Source organism: Enterococcus sp. CWB-B31, from assembly GCF_020567645.1.
GTDB lineage: Bacteria > Bacillota > Bacilli > Lactobacillales > Enterococcaceae > Enterococcus_L.
Genome location: NZ_JAJDJW010000002.1, coordinates 47759 through 68789, shown reverse-complemented (window position 1 = coordinate 68789; position 21031 = coordinate 47759). Strand labels below are relative to the sequence as shown.

Sequence of the window (21031 nt, the reverse complement as noted above, 5' to 3'; positions counted from 1 at the left end):
GTTAATCTATTTAGATGCATAAGCCATATCAATTTTTTAATGATGTAGATAGGGTACATTTATTCGCAGGTAAAAATATTTGTAAAAGTGAAATGATGTGGAGATGTTATAGATGGAAAAAAAAACAAAAATTAAGCCAATTTTGAAATGGGCTGGTGGCAAAAGTCAGATGATAGAAATACTGGAAAAAACTATTCCTACTAATTACGGAAAGTATATTGAACCGTTTATAGGTGGAGGTGCGCTCTATTTTCATTTACAACCCAAAAATGCAATTATAGCTGATACAAATGAAGAGCTGATAAATATGTATAAAACAGTTGTGAATGATGTGGAAGGATTAATCTATTTGCTAAATCAAATGATTAATGATAAAGAATTTTTTTTGTTAGTTAGAGCAGAAAAAGTAGAAAATTTGACTGAGGTTGAACGTGCAGCAAGGATGATTTATCTTAATCGGACTTGTTTTAATGGCTTGTATAGAGTTAATAAGAAGGGACAATTTAATGTTCCTTTTGGTAATTATAGTAATCCAAAAATTTGTGATCAAGATAATCTACGAAGCGCAAGTAAACTTCTTAAAACTGCGACAATTATTTGTGCTGACTATAAACAGGTTCTTGATAAATATTGTAAAGCTGGAGATTTCATATTTTTAGATCCTCCATATCTCCCTATTAGCAAATATTCTGACTTTAAACGTTATACAAAAGAGCAATTTTACATTGAAGATCATAAGGAACTGGCAGATATAGCACATAATATGAGAAATAGAGCATGTACGGTTGTTATTACTAATTCAAATCATGAAATGGTATATGATTTATTTAGTCATGAAAGAACTACAATTACAGTCTATAGTACATCGAGAAGAATTAATAGTGATGCTTCTAAAAGAACTGGAGAAGATGTTGTAATAGAACTTGACCCTAAAAAAGACATAGTTTTATCTAATGATGTTGATGTACCATTAAATATAAGAAATTATCCGACAACTAGATACATGGGAAGTAAAAGTAAATTGATTGATATAATTTATGACGTATCCTCTCATTTTGAGTTTGATACAGTTTTGGACTTATTTTCTGGCAGTGGAATTGTATCATATTTATTCAAAACAATGGGTAAGAAAGTATATTCTAATGATTACATGCATTTTTCTTATTTGTTTTCCAAAGCTTTGATAGAAAATAATAAAGTTAGACTTGATAGTGATGATATTAACTACTTACTTGAAAATAAAAATGATGAAGATCGATTTGTTTCTAATACGTTTCAACATCTATACTTTTCTGATGTTGATAACAGTTTTATTGATAGAACTAAGAATAATATACAAAATTTAGACAATGAGTATAAGCGAGCACTAGCAATGTCAGCTCTTGTTAGAGCTTGTATGAAGAAAAGACCTAGAGGAATCTTTACTTATATTGGACTTGATAAGTATGATGATGGCAGAAAAGATGTAAAGCTCTCTCTGAAAAAGCAATTTGAAAATGCTGTGACAGAATTTAATGATGCAGTCTTTGATAATAAACAAAGAAATAAAAGTTTCAATGTTGATGCAATGGATCTAAAAAAGAAAGTAGATTTAGTCTATTTAGATCCTCCTTATTATAGCCCCCTCTCTGATAATGAATATGTTAGAAGATATCATTTTGTAGAAGGATTATCAAAGAACTGGGTAGGAGTAGATATACAACAAAATACAAAAACTAAAAAAATAAAAAATTATCCAACTCCTTTTAGTAATCGTGCGAATGCGTATGAAGCTTTTGAAAAACTGTTTAAGAAGTACAAAGAAAGTATAATTATGGTGTCATATTCTTCAAATTCATTTCCAACAAAAGAAGAAATGATCGGTTTACTGTCTAAATTTAAACGTGTAGTTGAGGTTTTGCCAGTCGAATATACCTATTCCTTTGCTAATAAGGGAGAGGGAAACCCTAATAATAAGGTGAAGGAATATATTTTTATAGCGTATTAAAGGAGGGATTTAACTTGGTTTGGACAATAGCGAATACAGGGATGAGAAATCCTGACCGTTTATGGGAAGGACTGGTTTTATATGCTAATTCGAGTTTATATGGAAATTTAAATTCTGATAATGAAGAAGAATTTGTTAAACTTTTTGAAGAAAAAGGCTTAAATGAAAATAAAAAGAAAGGAGATAATACTCTAGCGAGAAAATGGAAAAATGCTTTTGAACGCTTATCTTTTATTGAACCATCAAACAGTTATTTGTTGACAGATTTAGGGAGAAAATTTGTTAATGCGAGAACAGAGAAAGAAAAAAATGCTTGTTTTACTATTGGTTTATTGGAGCAAAAAATTTATATAAATCCTGTTAGTAGTTTTAATCCGCTTATAAAGATATTAATGCTCTTTAGGTATATTGATGGCTCAGGAGTAGGTCGTTATTTGACGCAAGAAGAGATGGCTCTATTTGTTTTAAATAATGAGAACGAAAACGATATTCAGACAGCACAAGAGATGGGAAAAGAAATAATTTATTTTAGGTTAAATAATGAAAAGCTTGGGGATAAAGACAGTAAGAAGAATTTTGTTCAGTCTCTGGAGAAAAAGTTCGAACGTCCCAAATTTGCTACAGTAAAAACATATGCTGATGCCTCCTTTAGGTACCTTGTTAAAACAGGACTCTTTTATAGAGAAAAAGATATGCTTAAAGTCGATGAAACTAAAACTAAAGTTATTAAAAAAATATTAGAAAAAAATATGGATTTTGGTAAGATATACGAACTAATTTCAAGTATAACCAGTGATGCTATAGTTGTTAACTCTCTAGAAGAATACATTTCTGTAATTAATAAGTATGTTAACTCAAACGGCAAAAACATTAGTGTGTTCAGAGGAGAAACAGAAATATATGATGTACCTTGTTGCCCTAATATATTTCGAACCAATAGTCTGAATGAAGATTTTAAATTTGAAAAAAATATTTTTGATCAAATGACTGCTAACAATTTATCTGATGCAAGAACTTATTTAGTAAAGGCTGTTGACGCTCAACATGGTGGATTCCCAAGCAGACTTTTAGATGTGACATATAATAGTTTAGTTGCTTTACAGTTTGCAGTTACACCACATTTTACGGATAAAAAGGGAGAAGAGAAGTATAATAAAGATGGTAGTGTTTATCTATTTTCAATAGATCAAATGTTTTGTCCTTCTGGAGAGAATATAACAGAGGCCTATAATATGATTGTGAAGAGAGAAAAAGATGCTTGGATTAACAAATTTGAATTATTTAATAGAAATCATAAATTGATAGATCATGTTCGTTCAAATCAAAGAATAATTGCTCAGCAAGGGGCGTTTATTCTTTTTCAAGGAAATAATTTTGTTCCTTTTGAAAAAGAATCTATAAAGAAGATAATCATTGCTTCTTCTGCAAAAAGAAGAATTGAGATTGATTTAAAGAAGCTTTTTGGGATTCATACAGGGAGTATTTATCCGGAAGCTGGAAATTTAGTAAATCAAATTGTAGAAAAAACAAAAAATATAGATGATCATGATTTTAATGAATTGAGTGAGTTAACTCTTTCTTTGAAAACCATAAAAAAAGATTTACAGAATCAATTAGATACTATATACAAGAAAAGTTTTCAAAATGAGCTGACCCAAAGTACATTGTTGGAAAGCATTTTAGAATTAGAAAGAAAAGTAAAAACGTACAAATTAGAATTGTTAGATTTAAAAGAAAATGAATGTTTCTATTCAAAGAATAACCTAGCAATAGAAAATTTATATGAAAAGTTTAATCTATTGGTAGAGAGTATCCCAGTAAGTCTGGGAACGCTATTAGATTTATATGGAATAGAATTGGATATTAAACAATCGTTAATAGATAGGGGGAATAAAATTTGAACTTTGAAGTTGTAAAAAATGCAATATTAGATTGTATAACTGATGAGTTGGGTGAAATGTCTTCAGACAAACATTCTGAGAAGAAAATACTAGACAAGATAGTTGAATTAAATAAATCGAATGAGTATGCTTTTCTTAAGGATGAAGAAATAGGACTGAATTTACCTAACATGAAAGGTGAAAAGCATTCAGTTATAGTAGCTATTTTACATGATGGATATATCTTAAATGAGAATAATTTTAGCCTTTTTATTAAAGATGTTTATATATACTGGGAAAAAAATGTTAAGTCGGATGATGAGACATCGAAAGTTGATTTATTAGTGGCTACCTCAAATATTTCGAATAAGATAAAGTTAATTAATGATTTTTCAAAAATAAAAGAAACATTAGCTGATTCAAAACAAATTAGTTCATCGAACTTATTTCTAGCTATGTTTTCTAAACTTGAAGACGATATGGAGTTTTTAATCAATATTGGAAATCGAGTTGATAGCTTAGAAGAACAGGCGAATCGAGCGAGTTATTATAGTGTCAATGGATTGATTTATTCTGTACCTCTATTTGATATGGTTGAAATTTATTCAAAAATGGGTAATAAGTTATTTTCAAAAAATTTGAGATATGGAATTGATGATGAACTAGGAGTTAATAAAGAAATTATAAATACTTTGATTCAAAATCCTGAAAATTTTTGGTTTTTAAATAATGGAATTACTTTGGTTGTGACGGATAATTCCATAGAAAGGAATTTATCTAATTATATTAAGTTAAAAGTAACCAAAAACGAACAATTTAAAAATATTTCAGTTATTAATGGTGCTCAAACAATAAGTGCATCTAGCCAGTTTTTTTTCGGAAATTATACTGAGGAAAATATTGAAAAAGCAAAAAAAAATGCAAAAGTTTTATTAAGAGTAATTTATTTGGACTATTCTTCAGAAAATCGTGTAATTAATGATATAAAAGAAGATGAGGAAAAATCCGAGTTTGAAAAAATCTCGATAGCTCTTAATAGACAAAAACCTATAAAACAAGAAGATATAGTCTATACTAGTCCATTGATTACAAGAATTAATCAATTGGGAGATCAGTTTGATAGAAATCAAGGTAATAGTATATATTTCAAAATTACTCGTAGAGGTGAAGATGTTAGTGAACGAAGGAGAGAATACTCTTTAAAAACATTTGCAAAAGTAGTGAATGCTTATTTAGCTCAAGACCCTGCTAAATCGAGAACTTCTAGTACCAAAACATTACTCGAAATGAAAAAAGATAGTTCTATGTTTAAAGATGAAGATATATTTCCTCTGCTAAATGAAGAAAACTCTGATCGCATATTCAAAGAAAAATATTCACCTTTTAATTATTGTGTCCAACTTTCGACCAGAATAGAAGATACCCTACCTCAATTGGAAACGAAAGATGAGTCTGAAAAAATATTTATAAGTAATGGAAAATGGTATTTGGTATCATTCATAATATATCATTTGCGTGAAGGGGAGATATCCGATTTTAGTGATTGGGATCTTGACGAAAAGAAATTGCAAATATTAACAAAGGATTTGCTTAAAGAACTTGTTAAAACGGTAGTCGATAATCTGAATAAAAAAAATGTTGGAATTAGTGTGAATAGTATGAAAACAAAAAAGATGTATGATGCTATGATAGAAGTATACGACCAAAAGGATTATGAGTTTTTAAATGTTCTATTAGGCTAAAATAAAGTATACGAGTCTAACTAAGTTAAGGATAGCTTAGATAAAAAACTAACACCCAAACTAGCACCAATCCCGAAAATTCGATAGAATTTCATGGCACCGCCAAAAACAACGAATGTTGGTCTAACAGCATTTAGAAGCTGTTAAAACTTGTTGAAAACACTATCCCTTTGCTGGAAGGCAGTGTAGGTTAATAGTAAAAGATATGCTCTAAACGTTGATGCGACAGCGTTTAGAGCCTTTTTGTTTTGCCTGTATTCAAGACTTACACCGAAACTTACACCGTCACGACTAAAAACCGATATAATTTGCGAACTTTTCGCCGGTGTCCTCGATCATCTGAGGGGTAACCTGAGCGTAAATATTCATGGTAGTTTGAACGTCCTTATGACCTAACCTAGATTGAACCTCTTTGATCGATGCACCACTTTCAAAGAGTAAGCTGCAGTGAGTGAACCGGAAGCCATGAGGTGTAATCTTGGTCATCTCCAGCTCTTTCTTTTCTGCCTTTTCATATATCCAGTTCATCCAATCGTTGGCAACCTGTGGATAATACAATTCATTCCGTCTATTGGTGAAAATAAGCTGGTTTTCACTTGCTGTGTTATGCCTAACTTCAAATAGGTTTCTTTTTGGATTGCTTGCCATTTTAGCAGCTGGCTGATGGTTATATCATCAAGCTTGATGGTCCGGTTAGAGTTCGTTGTTTTTGGCTCCTGTACGATAACTTTGCCGTATTCATCCATCGCTATAGTTTTGCCAATCAACAAGGTTTTATTGAAAAAATTTAGGTCTTTCCACTGTAATGCAAAGGCCTCCGATTTCCTCATACCAGTAAACGCCAGCAACCTAAAGAACGTGTAAAGCTTGTCTGACTGCATTTCTTGGAGATGCTTAAAGAATTGCTGCAGTTCTGGCTTTGTGTAAAATTTGATGGGTTGCTGTACTTCCTTTTTCCAGCTTATCTACTTGTGTTTGTTCACTTTGCGATGAATTGCTCTTTTTTGATTTCTTCTTAGGCATTTTAGTTGGACGTCCTTTCTGTTTAGAGAGTCCATCTATACCAAGGTTCCGGTAAGTTCTAAGCCAATTCACAATTAGCGATGGATTGTTAAGTTTGAGACAATTAGCTACTTCTCGATAGGACAACTCCGTAGTTAAATACAACTCTATCGCATCTAACTTAAATTGAACAGAGTAATTCTTATTTTTTCGACTACGAAGTAGTCCCTCCTCACCAAATTCTTTATAAGCATTAATCCATTTTCTTATTTGAGAATTATCTTTAAATCCATACTTTTTTGCGAGAAACAATGTGCCTCCTTGACCAGATAAATAGTCACGGACAATTTTAAGTTTAAATTCAAAACTGTATTTTGCCATGCAAAAAAACCTCCAAAAGTTAGATTTTCAGGTCTAACTTTTGGGGGTCGGTACATAGAAGTAAGGTTTTTTCTTTTGTTCAAATTGAAGTTTACTTCCGTTAGAGCTTTTCGCTGCTTCTTAAGATAGTTATTTGACTATCCATCTTATTAGTTAGCTCATGAAAATCGGAAACGAAAGCATTGAAAATTTTCGCCTGTGTATAGTATTGCTTGGCGATCTGCTGTTTATTAACAGGGCATTTTGTATCGCTGAAAAATTTTTCTAATAGCTTTAGCGGCTCTTTCCATGAATTGAGTTGTTCCACCAGATCATACAATGTATAAATATCTTGGTGAGTAACTTTTTTGATCGGTTGCGTGTCCTTAATCACATTGTTTGGCTGTTCTTCCATCTGTCATACCTCCATACTTCTAAAACTCATGTCTATATAAACAACAGTGTAAGAATATCTTACTATATCATGTTCATACAGACAACAAAATTTTGAGTATAGGGGAAATTCTAATGAGTGCAGATCATAGTGAAATAAAGGTGGAAGTGTTGATAAATAAGCTATTAGCCGAAAGAAATATGTCATTAAGAGAATTGGCAAGGCTATCCGGTATAGAACCATCAAATTTAAGTAACCTTGCGAATGGAAAACGGAAGAGGATTTATTTAGAGCATATCGAACGGATCGCAGATGCTTTGGAGATTGATGATATTTCAAAAATCCTGAAACTATCGAAGAAACAGGGTAAGCCTTGAAGGTAGTTCTATGTATGAAGAAAATTTAGATATCATTCATAATGGAAAAAGGAATTGCATAGATTATGAAAGCTTATTGAAAAATAAACTCAAGTGTTGACATTTTTTTAAAAAAATGGCAAACTATTAACATGGTATATAGTATGTTAATAGAGGAGAGATTGTATGGAAATTTTATCAAGTCACTTAAAAAGTAATTGTGATCCTCAACTGCCAGGTGTTTTATCGCTGAGTATTAGAGAAGCATATCGCTTTTTAGATGAGTTAGTTACCAAAGAGAAAATATTTCAAAGAACTGAAATGAAAAAAGTGTGGGGACATGTTCGACATGGATTAGTTGATGTTGGAATCAAACAAGTTTTACAGAGTTCTAATATTCAACATGAGATTGCAGATAAAGCAAGTAGTAAGTATGCAAATGGGCACACCTATTTAATGGTCGAAGCAAGAGGAGCCATTTTAACTCCAGCTAAAGTTTTAAATAAAGATTCAATTCCTAGAAAAGCTATTTTTCGTAGCAAAGGAAGTTTATTAAATAAGCAGTATAATTTATTCGATAAACCAGAAGATATTAATGAGAAATATGATGAAAATACTCCTCCTTTCTTATTGTTGACATACGGAGGGAGAAATCATAAACTAGATTTTGTTAGACTTGGTATACCAAATCTTGATGTTGTGGGTTGGATTGATCAAGTGGATATAACTAATGCTCCTGTACTATTAACTAATTCCCAAGATATTAGAAATGATTTACATTTAACTTTCACGTCTGAAGCAGAAGAAATAATTAGAAGAGGTGAAGAATATGCAAACGAGGATCGAGTTTAATCCTAAACAGTTAACATCTGCTAGAATAGCAAGAGGTATGACTATGAAAGACTTGGCGGAGAAGTCCGGCTTGTCTAGACAAATGATATCAAACTATGAAACAGGTAAAACAAAGCCAAAGGCAGAGAGCTTATTAAGTTTAATTTCAGTTTTAAATTTTCCTAGAAACTTTTTTTCAAGTGATATGCCGGAAGTTCACTCAGGTGCGATTTATTTTAGGAGCCAAAGTGCAGCTACTAAAAAAGTTAGAGATATGCAAAAAGAACGTTTGAAATACTTATATCAAGTATTTCAGATTCTTTCTAAATATGTGAATTTTCCTGAGGTTAATCTACCTGAACTCGTTGAAAAGGATGTCCATAATATTACTGAAGAAGACATTGCTCTTAAGGCTAGCGAGCTAAGAGAGGTATGGGGCATTGATTCAGTATCGCCTATAAATGACATAGTAAAATTAGCGGAAAGAAATGGTATTATTATTTCAGAAGCAAATATGTCTGATAAGCATTTAGATGCAGTATCTAGATGGATTGTTGACAGGCCTTTTATCATGCTTACAGATAATAATGAATCAGCTGTTAGAAGAAGGTTTAATATCGCACATGAGATAGGACACATTATATTGCATAATAGTGTTGAAAGTATTCATGACTATTCACCTCAAGAATTGAAAAATATAATTGAGAAACAAGCAAATATGTTTGCCTCTCACTTCTTGTTACCTTCACAAGCATTTGAGGAATCTTTGTTATCAACAAGCCTAGAGTATTATGTAGATTTAAAAAAATATTGGAAAGTTTCCATTCAGGCAATGATTTTTAAGACTCATTTTCTCGGGTTAATTAACGATGATCAAAGATTATATTTAAATAAAAAGATATCATGGAATAAATGGAGAACAAAAGAACCCTTTGATGATGACATGAAGGTAGAGAAGCCAGAATTATTAGAAAAAGTGTATTCAATGATTGTGGAAAACAATGTTTTACAGCGCAATGAATTAAATACATCCTTTAAAATACCTAGAGACGAGATAGAAAAGATTATTGGCGTTTCTATAATGGATTTTGATAATGAGGAAAAACAAAAACCTTTGCTTAAACTAATTAAATAATTTTTAGTATAAAAGAGGGCTAAGCAAGTCCTCTTTTTTATGTATTTTTTATCAGTTTTAAAATTCCTAATATAAGTGAATACAAAAGATTATTGGCAAAGTGCCATTAAAGATATCTACGTTGTTAGAAGGGTGAAACAATTCAGAATACTATAGCCATTTTTCGTGTTTTTAGTATTATTCAATTCGGATAGGAGTTATTATTATGATTCAAAAAATAAAAAAACTGTATAGAACGATAAAAAAACATTTTCCAAGCATAAAAAAAGGATTCAAAGAAACTTTACCTCTTTATAAAGTGGCAATTCAAATCTTTTTTTTACAAATAGCAATCGTGCTATTTCAAATTTTTACCCCAAAGCTATATAAAAATTACAGTTGGGTATTTCAATGGGTAGCTTTAATTATGGCGTTCTATGCGTTAGTTAAATTATTCATGTTCACTTACTATTTATATACAAAAGAGTGGAGAGATCTAGATAAATTGTTGCAAGAATATGAAGGAGACACTTCTAATTTTGATTTTTCATTTCCAAATGAATTTATCAAAGGTGTGTATCTTGGTGAAGGAATAAGGGGAAAGAATGTTGATTTCATAAAGAGATTAGATTTAGGAGTAAGAAAACTAGATCCTAGCCAAAAGAGAATTGCCTTGATACATATCAAAAACTATAATAGTAATACTTTTAACCTTTTCTCAGGATATAATATTTTTGGTATTTTGACTGTTTTGGCAACAATAGCAACTGTATTTAACTTTGAAACTTTAAAATCAAGCATTCCTTTTTTTGTAGCACTATCAGTTTATGGGGTTACGGTAGGAGGATACATTTATCGAATAAATAAAAAGAAAATGTATATTTGTAATGTGTTAGAAGATGTATTGAGTTACTCTATAAAACTCGAATAGCAAAAATGAAGGTATTTCGCATTTTTTATGTTTAGCGCCCCACGCTTATGAGAATTTAGTTACACCGATACTTACACCGGAATAGAAAAAATTCCATGATAGTAAGTGAAATTTGTGTGTTCTTTGTTTTGGCTTATTCGTTCATTTAATTGTGTCTGAAACAGCGTGAAATGGTGTTTTCTGAATGGAAGGGTCAGTTGGATAATAACAAAATATGAGCTAGGAACGCTGTTATATAGGTATTCCTAGCTTTTTCTAATGCTAAAAAATAAAAGTAGAACCAATTCTAGCACCAATGGGCTTTTTTTAGAATAAATCTTTTTCTGTTTCGATAAATTGTGCGAACTTATCAGCGCTGCGTTCTTCTCGCTCAGGATAGAAATAGTTGTAAACCTGCTTCGTCATTTTTGAGTCTTTATGACCGACTCTGTACATAATATCTTCAAGCTTCATATCAGCCATTGCACACAAAGAGACATGAGTTTTACGAAACTCATGAAGTGTGATACGTTTCTTTAAATTGTATTTATTAACAATCATGTCATACCAATCGTTTGGTTGACCTGGGCGACAAAACTCATTTGATTTGTTTGGGAAAACTAATTGGTGTGGAAGTGAAGGGTCGAACCATTGAATGAAATGGTGGATGGTTTGTTGTTCCTTATATTTTTTCAGAAGGCTCATGGTTTCTGTATCAATAGAGATGGTTCTTTTTCCTGCATTGGTTTTAGCACTTTGGCTAGCAACCTTTGTTTTCTTAGTTTGTGGGTTAAGCTCTACTTCTGCAAGGATTTTACTAATTGTTAGCTTATTGCTTTCAAATTGAAATAATTGAAGTGGCTGAGATTGGCTGTACTGAACATCATGAAGGCGATGGCCGAGGAACTGAAAAAAAATCCAGTATATGCTGAGGCATGGCATAGAAGCGGTTTATTTCGGCGATGTACCCAGTTTGAAACTAGTAAGCCGTTTGTGAGGTGGTTATTTTAAGTATAGGGGATCGGTATAAGGATGCTAAGAAGCTACACCCATTAGTGGAAGCTTATAAGGGGATTCCAAGTTATGAAATTATTGAATAAATCTATAAAACTGTGGATATGGTAAATGAATATGAGAAAAGAAGGGAGGGGTTGGGGAGGTCATCCGGCTAGGAGCCAGAACCTGACAAAACCTGGCGTTTAAATGCTACATGAGGCTACTTTTCAAAACTAAAAAGCCTTACTTGAAAGCCAATATAATTACTTGTTTTTTATTTGAACGTCCCTTTTTAATCGGAGCATTTTTTATGATGAAGATTATTTTCTTTACCATGATGATAAGGTATAATAGTAGGTGAGGGTATGTGGTCCTTGAGAATTGAATAATTAAGTAAATAATTTTGAGACATTCAAAGCAAGAATCTTGCTAGGATGAGTAGTGCGATTACGAAATTAAGTGGAAAAAATTTTTTCTACGAGGTTTTAGAGCTATGCTGTTTTGAATGTCTCCAAAACAGAAATCAATACTTCTTAGATTATCAGATCGTTTTAGAGCTATGCTGTTTTGAATGTCTCCAAAACTAAGAATCGAGCTGGCCTGGTCGTCGTTTAGTTTTAGAGCTATGCTGTTTTGAATGTCTCCAAAACTTTTTAAATAAGTGTTAGCTACCCCGATATGTTTTAGAGCTATGCTGTTTTGAATGTCTCCAAAACAAGTTACATAGAATGTATGTGCTTAGATGAGTTTTAGAGCTATGCTGTTTTGAATGTCTCCAAAACGACGACATTTTCAAAATCATGAATAATCTTGTTTTAGAGCTATGCTGTTTTGAATGTCTCCAAAACACACAACATACACTGTGAAAGTTGTCAATGGTTTTAGAGCTATGCTGTTTTGAATGTCTCCCAAATTAATACTATAGACGAATTTGCAAATGGATAATTTTTCTTCTTACTTATTTAGCATAAAAGTCCCTCCTACAACTAAATAAGAGGGACGTGGGATTTTGAAACCAAAAATGAAATTTAATTTAAAACATCAACTAAACGTATTTTGGTAATATTTTTAAAGAATGACAAATCTTCAATAATCTCAGCATATGTTTTGTTATTAGGGATGGATATTCCATACACATTTTGGTATATTTTATAGTCTTCATATATTTCGACGTTAAAAGTAACTTGATTTATTTCAATATTATTTTCATCAAAATATTGTATAAGGAATTCTTTAGTTTGCTGTCGATGCACATATTGTACTTCTAAGTTTTTTCTAGTGGGCACTTTTATAAATTTTGAAATGAATATGAGTGAAAAAAGAATTAATATAAAACTTAATGCAGCGATTTTATAATACCCCATACCTATCGCAATACCTAGTGCTGATACTGCCCACATAGTTGCAGCAGTTGTCAATCCGACAACATTTTTTTTGGTTACAATTATTGTTCCTGCACCAAGAAAACCAACTCCGCTAACAATTTGGGCAATTAATCTAGATTGATCAAATTTTATAACACTTATTAATGAACTATCTAATCGAATTAAGTCTATTGCATCGTAACAAATTTTTAATTGTATTAAACTGATTATAGTTGCCCCCACACAAACTAAAACATGGGTTCGAATCCCAGCAGGTTTATTTTTTCTTTCTCTTTCTGATCCAATTATGCCGCCCAAAATTAATGCCATAACAAGCCTTAATAAGATATCTGTATCATTCAGGTTAATTCACCTACTTTATCTATTCTTTAACCCCGCCTTGCATAATTCCACCTAGGATATTTTTTTGGAAGAAAATAACCATTATTAAAAGCGGCATAACTGTGACTAATGCGGCAGCTGAAACAATACCAAAAGGAATTGTATTGTCAGTTTGGTAGAGAGTCATACCAACGACCACTGTTCTTGCCGATTCAAATTGATTTAGAACTTGTGATAGTAAATAATTATTCCATGCGCCAATAAATACCAGGATACTTAAAGAAAAGAAACTGGATTTAAGAAGCGGAAAGATAATTCTAAAAAGTGTTTGAAATAGGGTAGCTCCATCAAGCTCAGCGCTTTCTTCAATTGAAATAGGGATTTCTTTTATTGCTGCAGTCATAAACCAAATGATCATAGGTAAATCTAAAACAGCTATGATTAATGATAAGCCGATTCTTGAATTCAAAAGACCGATTTGGCTATACATTTTAAAAAGTGGATTTATAAGTGTTATGGTTGGTAAAAGAGAAATTGCTAAAATAAAAAGTAAAAAAACTTTTTTTAATTTTATCTCATACCTAACTAAACCATAGGCAGCTAACACACCAATAAACATTGCAATAGCTACTGATAATAAAGAAACAATTAAGCTGTTAGCCATATAGGTGAATAAAGGTTGTCTAGAAATAGCTTGCAAATAGTTATCTAATTGAAAAGATGATGGTATAAGTGTGGGAATCAAACTTGATAATTCACTATCTGTCATAAAAGAAGTAGAAATTAAATAAATCATAGGGAAAACCATTATAAATAGATAAACGATTAACATAAAGCTTCCAATAATTTTTTTTGCATCAGATTTCATAATATTCATCACTCCAATCTTGTTTTTAAACTACCAGAAAAGATCATGCTAATCATAATCGCAACAATAAGCATTATAATTGATAGTGCTGAACCATATCCGATATTACCATAGTTGAAGTAAGTTTTAATTGCATACATAGAAACAGTTTCTGTACTCCCGCCAGGTCCACCATTAGTCATAGCTACAATTAGATCATATACTCTCAAAGAAGATATGATTCTAAATAGAATGGTGACCATCATTGTAGGTTTAATCAGTGGGAGGGTTACATTAATAAATTGTTGTATTTTGGTAGCACCATCTATTTCTGCTGTAACCTTTGTGGTAAGAAAACCTCAAAAGGCAATAAAATTTTTCGGTTTTAATTTTGAACAAGCATTAGAAGATATGAAGATCTATTTTGAAAATATTGATAAAAATAAAATTGCTATTATTTTGAATGAATCTTTTAATCCTTTTGAAAAATTTATTGTGGATGGTCTTGTCAATTGTGGTCTATTTAACAGTGCAAATATTTTTTGTTCTTCCGTTTCAAGATTACAAAAAGATATTTTTTCAATTTTGAAAGAAAAATGGAGAAACCATCCTAAAGAAGTAATACAGGAAATTAATCGAAGCTTATTAAAAAATACTTTTACTTAATTTATTATCCTGTTTTTATGATAATTATGTATTTTCGACTCATTTAACATAAGAGATGAGTGATCTTTATAGCTAAATCATAATAGGAAGTGGGTATTGTAGAATAATAAATCTAATATGCAGAGAATGATAGAGGAATATGACACTATAGAGAATCTATTGGAAGTATCTGAAAATTGCTATTCAAGTATTCCAATAGATAAAAGGTCAGTAATTTTTAAACAACCTATTTTTTATTTCTGAAAGGAAAGTAAATTCAGAAGATGTATATTTTTCTATAAAGTTGATGATTAATTTGATATTGCTATGCACGTCATATTCTAAAAAATTTTTTTAATTTCTGGAAGAATAAAGATATCAGCAGATATGAAGAGGTGTATTTTTTTAACATTAGGTTTAATCAAGATAAAATAACAACAAAGAAGCTAATGAATGTGAGACAAGCTCTCCATCCATTAGCTTCTTAAAATCACTCATCATCCCTAGTTGATAAAGAGGCAATTTTTTTCCGATTAATAAAGTTCTGTTTCAGATATAAAAAAAAGATTCAGTCACAGAGTTATCATTCGGATAACCTGATTTAGAAAAAGGGGAGTAAATATGATTATTATCTAATACTCGTCTAACTTCCTTAGAAGTGTACTGTGTTTTTGATCAAAATATAACATTAAAGATGCATTTTTTTAGATGAGAGCTTCCTTTTCTAATTGTACATTTCTTTTTTCGAAGCGCTTCAATTTAAGCGGTTAAGATGCAATCATTTTCTAATTTTAACCTTAGCATAATTAGTTAATTTATTTGCTTAGACTATTGTATTCTTTGCAAAATTCTGTTTGGTTTTTGTCAGAGTGATAAAGGGTAACAAGAGATTATTTGAATTTTTCATTATAGTGGCTGTATTTTGTTATAAAAGTATCTAGTCTGTTATATAGTTATTTAATTACGTTGTCAATCGTAGCGTTTAAAATAAATTCAAAAATCGATTCAAAATCTTCTGTTACTCGATCGCGAATAATGATGATGCTTAATAAAGTATTGATAATTTCAAATGCTTTTTTTTCACTTACTTTAAGTTTTAAGTTTGCAATGTCCAATGCTTCTTCAAAAAATTTCCAGTTATCCGTTTCAAGTTCAGCAATCAAATCCGGTGGAAGTTTACTAATGAAGGCAATAAAATCGGGATTTGAGAAATCATAAAGAAAAGGAGAATTCTTATACTCTTTGAATAGAAACTTCATTGCCTTGATGAAACCTTCTTTTGATGGAACGGCATATAGTATATTACGCCAGTTTGTCTTTAGTCGATCTTGTACCCTTTTCAATGTATCAACAAATAAGTCTTCTTTTGTTCCATATAATAGATAAAAAGCGCCGGTAGAAATGGACGCTTTAGAAGTCAGTTCAGCGATATTGGTTTTTTTATAGCCATTAATTCCCCAGCTTTTTTCACATTCCATACATAAAGTACTTCTTAGCTCTACTCTTTTTTCTTCTGAAAATCCTTTCGTACTTGTTTTCATTGGCAGCCTACTTTCTAAACCGTGAACTATTTAATATTTATATTCATAATTTTAAATTAAATTGAGAATTTGTCAAGCTTTTGCTATATAGTTTATCTTCTAAAATAATTGAATTTGAGGAAAGATGTTATGATGACTTGACAAAATAAATGATAGGCATTATCATGTGAATATAAAATAATGAATATTCATAAAAAGATATTCAGAACGAGGAATGAGTGAATGTTGAGTTGGACAATGTAATGGAAATCAAAAAGCTGAAAAAATCATTTGATAGTCAGATTGTGTTGGAAAGTATCACATTTTCTTTGCAGAAAGGGATGATTTATGGCTTATTAGGCGCAAATGGTGCGGGAAAAACAACGATTATAAAATCAATTTTTAATCTCATAACACCGGACGAAGGAGAGATCTATTTATTTAATGAAGCAGTGCCACAATCGGTCGATCAATATAAAAAGATTGGCAGTATCATTGAAACACCAGTATTTTATGAAAATATGACTGTGGAAGAGAATCTACTTCTTCATTGCGACTATATGGGTGAACAATTCAAAAATAATATAGACAAAGTCTTAACAGAAGTCGGCTTATTCGATGTAAAGAAAAAAATGATTGATCAGTTGTCTTTAGGTATGAAACAGCGTTTAGGGTTAGGCAGAGCTCTTTTGAATGAGCCAGAATTATTGATTCTGGATGAACCGATAAATGGATTAGATCCTGAGGGTATTATTGATTTTAGAAACTTGATTTTGAAAATCAATCAAACTTATGGAACAACGGTCTTAATCTCCAGTCATATTTTGGCCGAGGTTTTCAAAATAGCTGATACGATTGGAATTGTTTCACAAGGAAAGCTGATAAAAGAAGTTAGTAAAAAAGCTCTGGAAGAAATGGAGTTGGATATTGAAGAGTATTATCTATCACTAGTTAAGGCAGGGGAGCATGTATGACACACCTATTAAAAATCGAATTAAAGAAAATCAACTTAAAAAAACAGATTTTTTCACTTCTCTTGATGAATATGATCGTACTGCTGCTTTCAATATTCACATCAGTATTACTTGCTGATCCTGCGAATGAAGGAGCCCCGGCAGCTGCAACAATGCTTTTGACAACTTCAGAGCTATCGATGTTGATTATACGAGCTGTTTTGATTGTATGGCAGGCGATTTTTATTGTTCAAATTATTATAGAAGAATATAAATCAAAAACGATTACGGTGCTATTTACATATCCATTCAGTAAGAGAGAATTGATTCTAGCTAAATTGGGGCTTATTTTTCTATTAACTGCTGCATTTTCTATTTTTTCAATCATGTTTCAGTCACTGTGTCTTTTTATGCTGAGTCATAATTTTTCTTTAGTTACATTTTCTTCTGAGAGTCTGTGGTCATTGATAATCGTACTTATTTCCAATCTTTTCCTAGGTTTTTTACCCCTATTTATTGGAATGAGGAATGTTTCGATTATTGCTACAATCATTTCATCTTTAGTCATTGTGGTTATTGGTTCTAACTCTCAAGCATCACCTGCTGGATTGCTGGGAGTTCCTGCAGTGTCATTGTTTTTAGGTACGGTGAGTGTTGCTTTGCTGAGTATTACCTATCGTTCCATGCTGAGAAAAGAAGTTTAAATTCAAAATAAAGGAGATTATTATTATGCCAACTGAACTATTTGACAATTCTTTCATCAAAATTCCTGATCAATCTGTTTTAATCTATGTATGGATTGGAACCATTATTTTGGGGGTTATCTTACTTGTTATTGGGTTGATTTTAGGTAAAAGAAATAAAACGAAAAATAAAACTGTTTCCAAAGTATTGATTTGGAGCGGTATAGTCATTGTTCTTGCCCAGGGGGCACAATTACTGACAAGTTTATTGTAAATAAAAGAGAAGGGAATGAGCAGGAATGGATCAAGTGACTCGTTTTTTTGAGAATATCGGACAAAACTTAGGAATTAAGATTAAATTGCCGAAAGTAACGAATCAATATTTTATGATCAGTTTAGTCGTTATCATCGTCAGTTTAGCCTGTTTGAAATTCTCAATGATCTTTTTGATACCAGCTATTTTAGCAGGAGGGAACTTATTGTTAGTAAATAGAGAGTATTAAAAAAATAATTTTTGCTTTATGGGTTGGCAGTTTTTAGTTTGAAATAAACATAAAATAGTTGATTTTTGTACTAACTCATTAGGCTTTTTATTTAGCAGGCGACAATCTGCCTTTAAGAAGTAGTTGTAGGGCGGGGGAGTAACAATTTGCAGGCGACAAACAAAAATTTTTTCGTCACTGCCAATCACTGCGATAGCGTGCTTATACTTGGCAACTTCAATTCCAACATAAAGTATGCGTTATGTTCCAGGTTCCCCAAGCCAATGCAACCTTGCGAAGAGTCAAGCGGTACGCTAGCAAACTTATTAATACTTTGGCAAGGAGCTGTGGTGTGGTTAGGGCTTCATGAAACTGGAGCTGTTGGAAAATAAATTACCCTACAGTGTTTACTGTCAGTATAAAACAATATTCAAGAAAGGAAAGTATATTTATCTGATTGATTTAAATATACAAGGAAAATTATGGAAATTGAACAACATGCAGTTTGGAGTAAAAATTTTGCATATATTATTACAGGGCAAACTCTTTCAGTTTTGGCAAACTCTGTGATGAAATTTGCACTATCGTTGTATATCTTGGATTTAACAAAATCTGCGGCTTTATATGGTACTTTGCTGGCTGTGTCAATTATCCCTACCATTATTTTTTCTCCAATCGGCGGTGTCTTAGCTGATAATTTTAATAAAAAAAATATGATGGTTCTTATGGATGGATTGTATGCAAGTATTGCAGCTTTGATCTATTTTGCGGTTGCTTCAGGAGCAAATATTACAATTATTGCTGTGTGTTTATTGCTGATGTCTGTTGTATCGGCCTTTGAAACGCCGATTGTCCAATCAAGCATGCCTTTGCTGTTCAAACAGGAAAATTTATTAAAAGCGAATTCAGTTGTTAATCAGATTCAGTTGTTTGCAAACTTTGTTGGACCGATTCTTGCAGGTTTTTTATATAGTCTAATAAAGATCGAATGGATTTTTATCATCTGTTTATTTTTATTTTTGGGTGCAGCGTTTATTGAGTTATTTATTAAAATACCAATTCTAGCAGTCAAATTTGAAAATGGAGCGATCGCAACGGTTATCAAGGATTTGAAGGAAAGTTGGTTATTTATCAGAAAAGAAGAACCAGCGATTGTGAAAATCATTTTAGTCTTAGGATCAATTAGTTTTTTTATTTCAGGGCTGCTGTTTGTTGGTATACCTTACATCATCCACATTATCTTAGGACTTGACAGTCAGTATTTAGGGATCAATCAAGGATTGATTTCTTTGGCCGGAATTATGGGTGCTGTAATGGTGGGGGTATTATCAACAAAATTAAACATGAAAAATAGCTATTTGATCGTTAGCTTGTCAAGCTTGCTGGTTATCCTTATAGGGCTTATTTTTATGATTGACATGCCCGCAACAGCAACCTTTGGTCTTTTTACCTTTGTAATTATGTTGCTACAAGCTTTATTTACATTATTTTCAATTTTTATTGTTTCCAATATTCAAGCAAGTACGCCAGTTCAATTGGTAGGAAAAGTCATGTCTTATGTGACAACACTAAGCTTATGTGCTCAGCCGCTTTCACAGGCAGTATATGGTATTCTCTTCGATATTTTTGCGAATTCCGTTTATATTTTATTTATAATCACAGGGTTAATCATGTTGCTGGTTAGTTATTTTTCTAAAAGCGTGTTTAAAAATTTAACGTAATAAAATAGCCAAAAAAGTACAATATTATGAATAGTCCTAAATGTCAGAGCATAACATTACAATTTATGTTCTGACATTTTTTTATTAACTCTGTTAAGGATAAATAGTTTTCAACATGCTCATCAAGGAGCGAAGAACACAGGGCGAATTTATAATGATTTTCAATAGTGCAGGAGTAAAATTGAGCATCATTTGCTAATGGTTTTGAGAGTGAAATTGTCTTTTCATTCAAATCAAATGAATAGGCATCTAACGGAATGGATAATCCTGCCCCGATTTTTTTCGTAAATGCTTCTTTTAAAGTCCAAATTGAATAAAATGCTTCAATTTCTTCCAGCTGGTTTTCTCTAGAATGAATGAATTGTTGCTCCTTAGTTGAAAAAAAAGAAGAGATACTTTTAAGATCAATTTTTTCCATACGTTCAATATCTATACCCACAGGTAAACTGCTGATTGAGCAGGCAATAAAGCCGCTGGAATGAGTTAGGTTAAAAAAAATATCAGGATGCGAAGCTAAAAATGGTTTTCCATAGTTTGATCTTGAAAAAGTTAAGTGATCTAGTGGCAGGTGACAATGATTAAATAGCATGCAGCGCAATAAAATGCCGGCAGCAAGTGAGCGTAATTTATCATCTGAGAATTTAAATTTTTTGATCTGATTTTGTCTCTGTGTATCAATTAAAGAATACCAATCAGACCAAGTATTTGAATCTAGTGAGCAATCAATTTTTAAATAATTTGTAATTAACATTAAGTACCTCGAATTTAAAAGTAATGAAATATAGATAAGTATATTTAACATTTTTATAGATGTCAACTACTATTTCAATTTGTAAATAGTATAAATATAAAAAAATAATGATTTTTTTAATAAAAGTAATGATATTTTTAAGATTGAATCG

At 31.5% G+C, this 21031-nt stretch carries 19 protein-coding genes, 3 pseudogenes and 1 CRISPR repeat array; of the genes and pseudogenes, 13 read left to right on the top strand and 9 right to left on the bottom strand.

Features of this window, described 5'->3' with window-relative positions; translation table 11 throughout:
* Positions 1-112: 112 nt before the first annotated feature.
* From LI954_RS02940 to LI954_RS02930, 3 genes are read left to right on the top strand one after another with little or no spacing between them, the layout of a single operon-like run.
* Positions 113-1987, top strand: coding sequence for a Dam family site-specific DNA-(adenine-N6)-methyltransferase (locus tag LI954_RS02940; protein ID WP_229443537.1), 1875 nt, complete (start codon positions 113-115; stop codon positions 1985-1987).
* 14 nt (positions 1988-2001) lie between these two features.
* Positions 2002-3888, top strand: a complete 1887-nt coding sequence (locus tag LI954_RS02935; RefSeq protein WP_229443536.1) for an FRG domain-containing protein — start codon at positions 2002-2004, stop codon at positions 3886-3888.
* The gene (locus tag LI954_RS02930; protein WP_229443534.1) at positions 3885-5609 is read left to right on the top strand and encodes an AIPR family protein; all 1725 of its coding nucleotides are present in this window, start codon (positions 3885-3887) and stop codon (positions 5607-5609) included. Before LI954_RS02935 ends, LI954_RS02930 begins: the two co-directional genes overlap by 4 nt.
* A gap of 291 nt (positions 5610-5900) precedes the next feature.
* Here LI954_RS02930 and LI954_RS02925 read toward each other — a convergent pair.
* The 3 genes and pseudogenes from LI954_RS02925 to LI954_RS02915 all read right to left on the bottom strand — a co-directional run.
* Positions 5901-6565, bottom strand: a pseudogene (locus LI954_RS02925) (site-specific integrase); the annotation flags it as partial.
* A pseudogene (locus LI954_RS02920) lies at positions 6561-6992 on the bottom strand (transposase); the annotation flags it as partial. The pseudogenes LI954_RS02925 and LI954_RS02920, both read right to left, overlap by 5 nt.
* 100 nt (positions 6993-7092) lie before the next feature.
* Complete coding sequence (locus LI954_RS02915) at positions 7093-7386, bottom strand: hypothetical protein (RefSeq protein ID WP_229443533.1); 294 nt, start codon at positions 7384-7386, stop codon at positions 7093-7095.
* Positions 7387-7499: 113 nt separating this feature from the next.
* On the opposite strand from LI954_RS02915, the gene LI954_RS02910 reads away from it, so the two are divergent.
* The 4 genes from LI954_RS02910 to LI954_RS02895 all read left to right on the top strand — a co-directional run bounded on the left by LI954_RS02910 (position 7500) and on the right by LI954_RS02895 (position 10597).
* On the top strand, positions 7500-7742 hold the full coding sequence (locus tag LI954_RS02910; RefSeq protein ID WP_229443532.1) for a helix-turn-helix domain-containing protein: 243 nt from the start codon (positions 7500-7502) through the stop codon (positions 7740-7742).
* Between the two features lie 165 nt (positions 7743-7907).
* Positions 7908-8573 carry a hypothetical protein gene (locus LI954_RS02905; protein WP_229443531.1) on the top strand — a complete coding sequence of 222 codons (666 nt, stop codon included), beginning with the start codon at positions 7908-7910 and terminating at the stop codon, positions 8571-8573.
* Complete coding sequence (locus LI954_RS02900) at positions 8551-9687, top strand: helix-turn-helix domain-containing protein (protein ID WP_229443529.1); 1137 nt, start codon at positions 8551-8553, stop codon at positions 9685-9687. The genes LI954_RS02905 and LI954_RS02900 overlap by 23 nt, the downstream gene beginning before the upstream one ends.
* 205 nt (positions 9688-9892) lie before the next feature.
* A complete protein-coding gene (locus tag LI954_RS02895; RefSeq protein ID WP_229443526.1) occupies positions 9893-10597 on the top strand; it encodes a hypothetical protein in 705 nt (234 codons plus the stop codon).
* A 306-nt stretch (positions 10598-10903) separates the two neighbouring features.
* On the opposite strand, the pseudogene LI954_RS02890 reads toward LI954_RS02895, so the two are convergent.
* From LI954_RS02890 to LI954_RS16305, 4 genes and pseudogenes are all read right to left on the bottom strand, one after another.
* Positions 10904-11419 (bottom strand): annotated as a pseudogene (locus tag LI954_RS02890) (tyrosine-type recombinase/integrase); the annotation flags it as partial.
* A gap of 635 nt (positions 11420-12054) precedes the next feature.
* Positions 12055-12486: direct repeats of the CRISPR family, unit length 36 nt; unit sequence GTTTTAGAGCTATGCTGTTTTGAATGTCTCCAAAAC.
* 114 nt (positions 12487-12600) lie between these two features.
* On the bottom strand, positions 12601-13266 hold the full coding sequence (locus LI954_RS02885) for an MgtC/SapB family protein (protein WP_229443524.1): 666 nt from the start codon (positions 13264-13266) through the stop codon (positions 12601-12603).
* Between the two features lie 52 nt (positions 13267-13318).
* Positions 13319-14146, bottom strand: a complete 828-nt coding sequence (locus tag LI954_RS02880; RefSeq protein ID WP_229443522.1) for a carbohydrate ABC transporter permease — start codon at positions 14144-14146, stop codon at positions 13319-13321.
* A gap of 8 nt (positions 14147-14154) precedes the next feature.
* Complete coding sequence (locus tag LI954_RS16305; RefSeq protein ID WP_420705922.1) at positions 14155-14403, bottom strand: carbohydrate ABC transporter permease; 249 nt, start codon at positions 14401-14403, stop codon at positions 14155-14157.
* On the opposite strand from LI954_RS16305, the gene LI954_RS02875 reads away from it, so the two are divergent.
* Positions 14363-14791 carry a hypothetical protein gene (locus tag LI954_RS02875; protein WP_229443520.1) on the top strand — a complete coding sequence of 143 codons (429 nt, stop codon included), beginning with the start codon at positions 14363-14365 and terminating at the stop codon, positions 14789-14791. The two genes, LI954_RS16305 and LI954_RS02875, sit on opposite strands and share 41 nt — an antisense overlap.
* A gap of 932 nt (positions 14792-15723) precedes the next feature.
* On the opposite strand, the gene LI954_RS02870 is transcribed toward LI954_RS02875, so the two are convergent.
* Positions 15724-16311, bottom strand: coding sequence for a TetR/AcrR family transcriptional regulator (locus tag LI954_RS02870; RefSeq protein WP_202067198.1), 588 nt, complete (start codon positions 16309-16311; stop codon positions 15724-15726).
* 218 nt (positions 16312-16529) lie between these two features.
* On the opposite strand from LI954_RS02870, the gene LI954_RS02865 reads away from it, so the two are divergent.
* The 5 genes from LI954_RS02865 to LI954_RS02845 all read left to right on the top strand — a co-directional run bounded on the left by LI954_RS02865 (position 16530) and on the right by LI954_RS02845 (position 20129).
* Positions 16530-17264: an ABC transporter ATP-binding protein gene (locus tag LI954_RS02865; protein WP_229443518.1), complete on the top strand. Its 735-nt coding sequence runs from the start codon at positions 16530-16532 to the stop codon at positions 17262-17264.
* Positions 17261-17947 carry an ABC transporter permease gene (locus LI954_RS02860; protein WP_229443516.1) on the top strand — a complete coding sequence of 229 codons (687 nt, stop codon included), beginning with the start codon at positions 17261-17263 and terminating at the stop codon, positions 17945-17947. The genes LI954_RS02865 and LI954_RS02860 overlap by 4 nt, the downstream gene beginning before the upstream one ends.
* A 25-nt stretch (positions 17948-17972) precedes the next feature.
* On the top strand, positions 17973-18200 hold the full coding sequence (locus LI954_RS02855; protein WP_202067196.1) for a hypothetical protein: 228 nt from the start codon (positions 17973-17975) through the stop codon (positions 18198-18200).
* 25 nt (positions 18201-18225) lie between these two features.
* The gene (locus LI954_RS02850; protein ID WP_229443514.1) at positions 18226-18429 is read left to right on the top strand and encodes a hypothetical protein; all 204 of its coding nucleotides are present in this window, start codon (positions 18226-18228) and stop codon (positions 18427-18429) included.
* A 461-nt stretch (positions 18430-18890) separates the two neighbouring features.
* Positions 18891-20129, top strand: coding sequence for an MFS transporter (locus tag LI954_RS02845; protein WP_202067194.1), 1239 nt, complete (start codon positions 18891-18893; stop codon positions 20127-20129).
* A gap of 43 nt (positions 20130-20172) precedes the next feature.
* Here LI954_RS02845 and LI954_RS02840 read toward each other — a convergent pair whose 3' ends face one another.
* Positions 20173-20880, bottom strand: a complete 708-nt coding sequence (locus LI954_RS02840; protein ID WP_229443512.1) for a 4'-phosphopantetheinyl transferase family protein — start codon at positions 20878-20880, stop codon at positions 20173-20175.
* Positions 20881-21031: the final 151 nt, after the last annotated feature.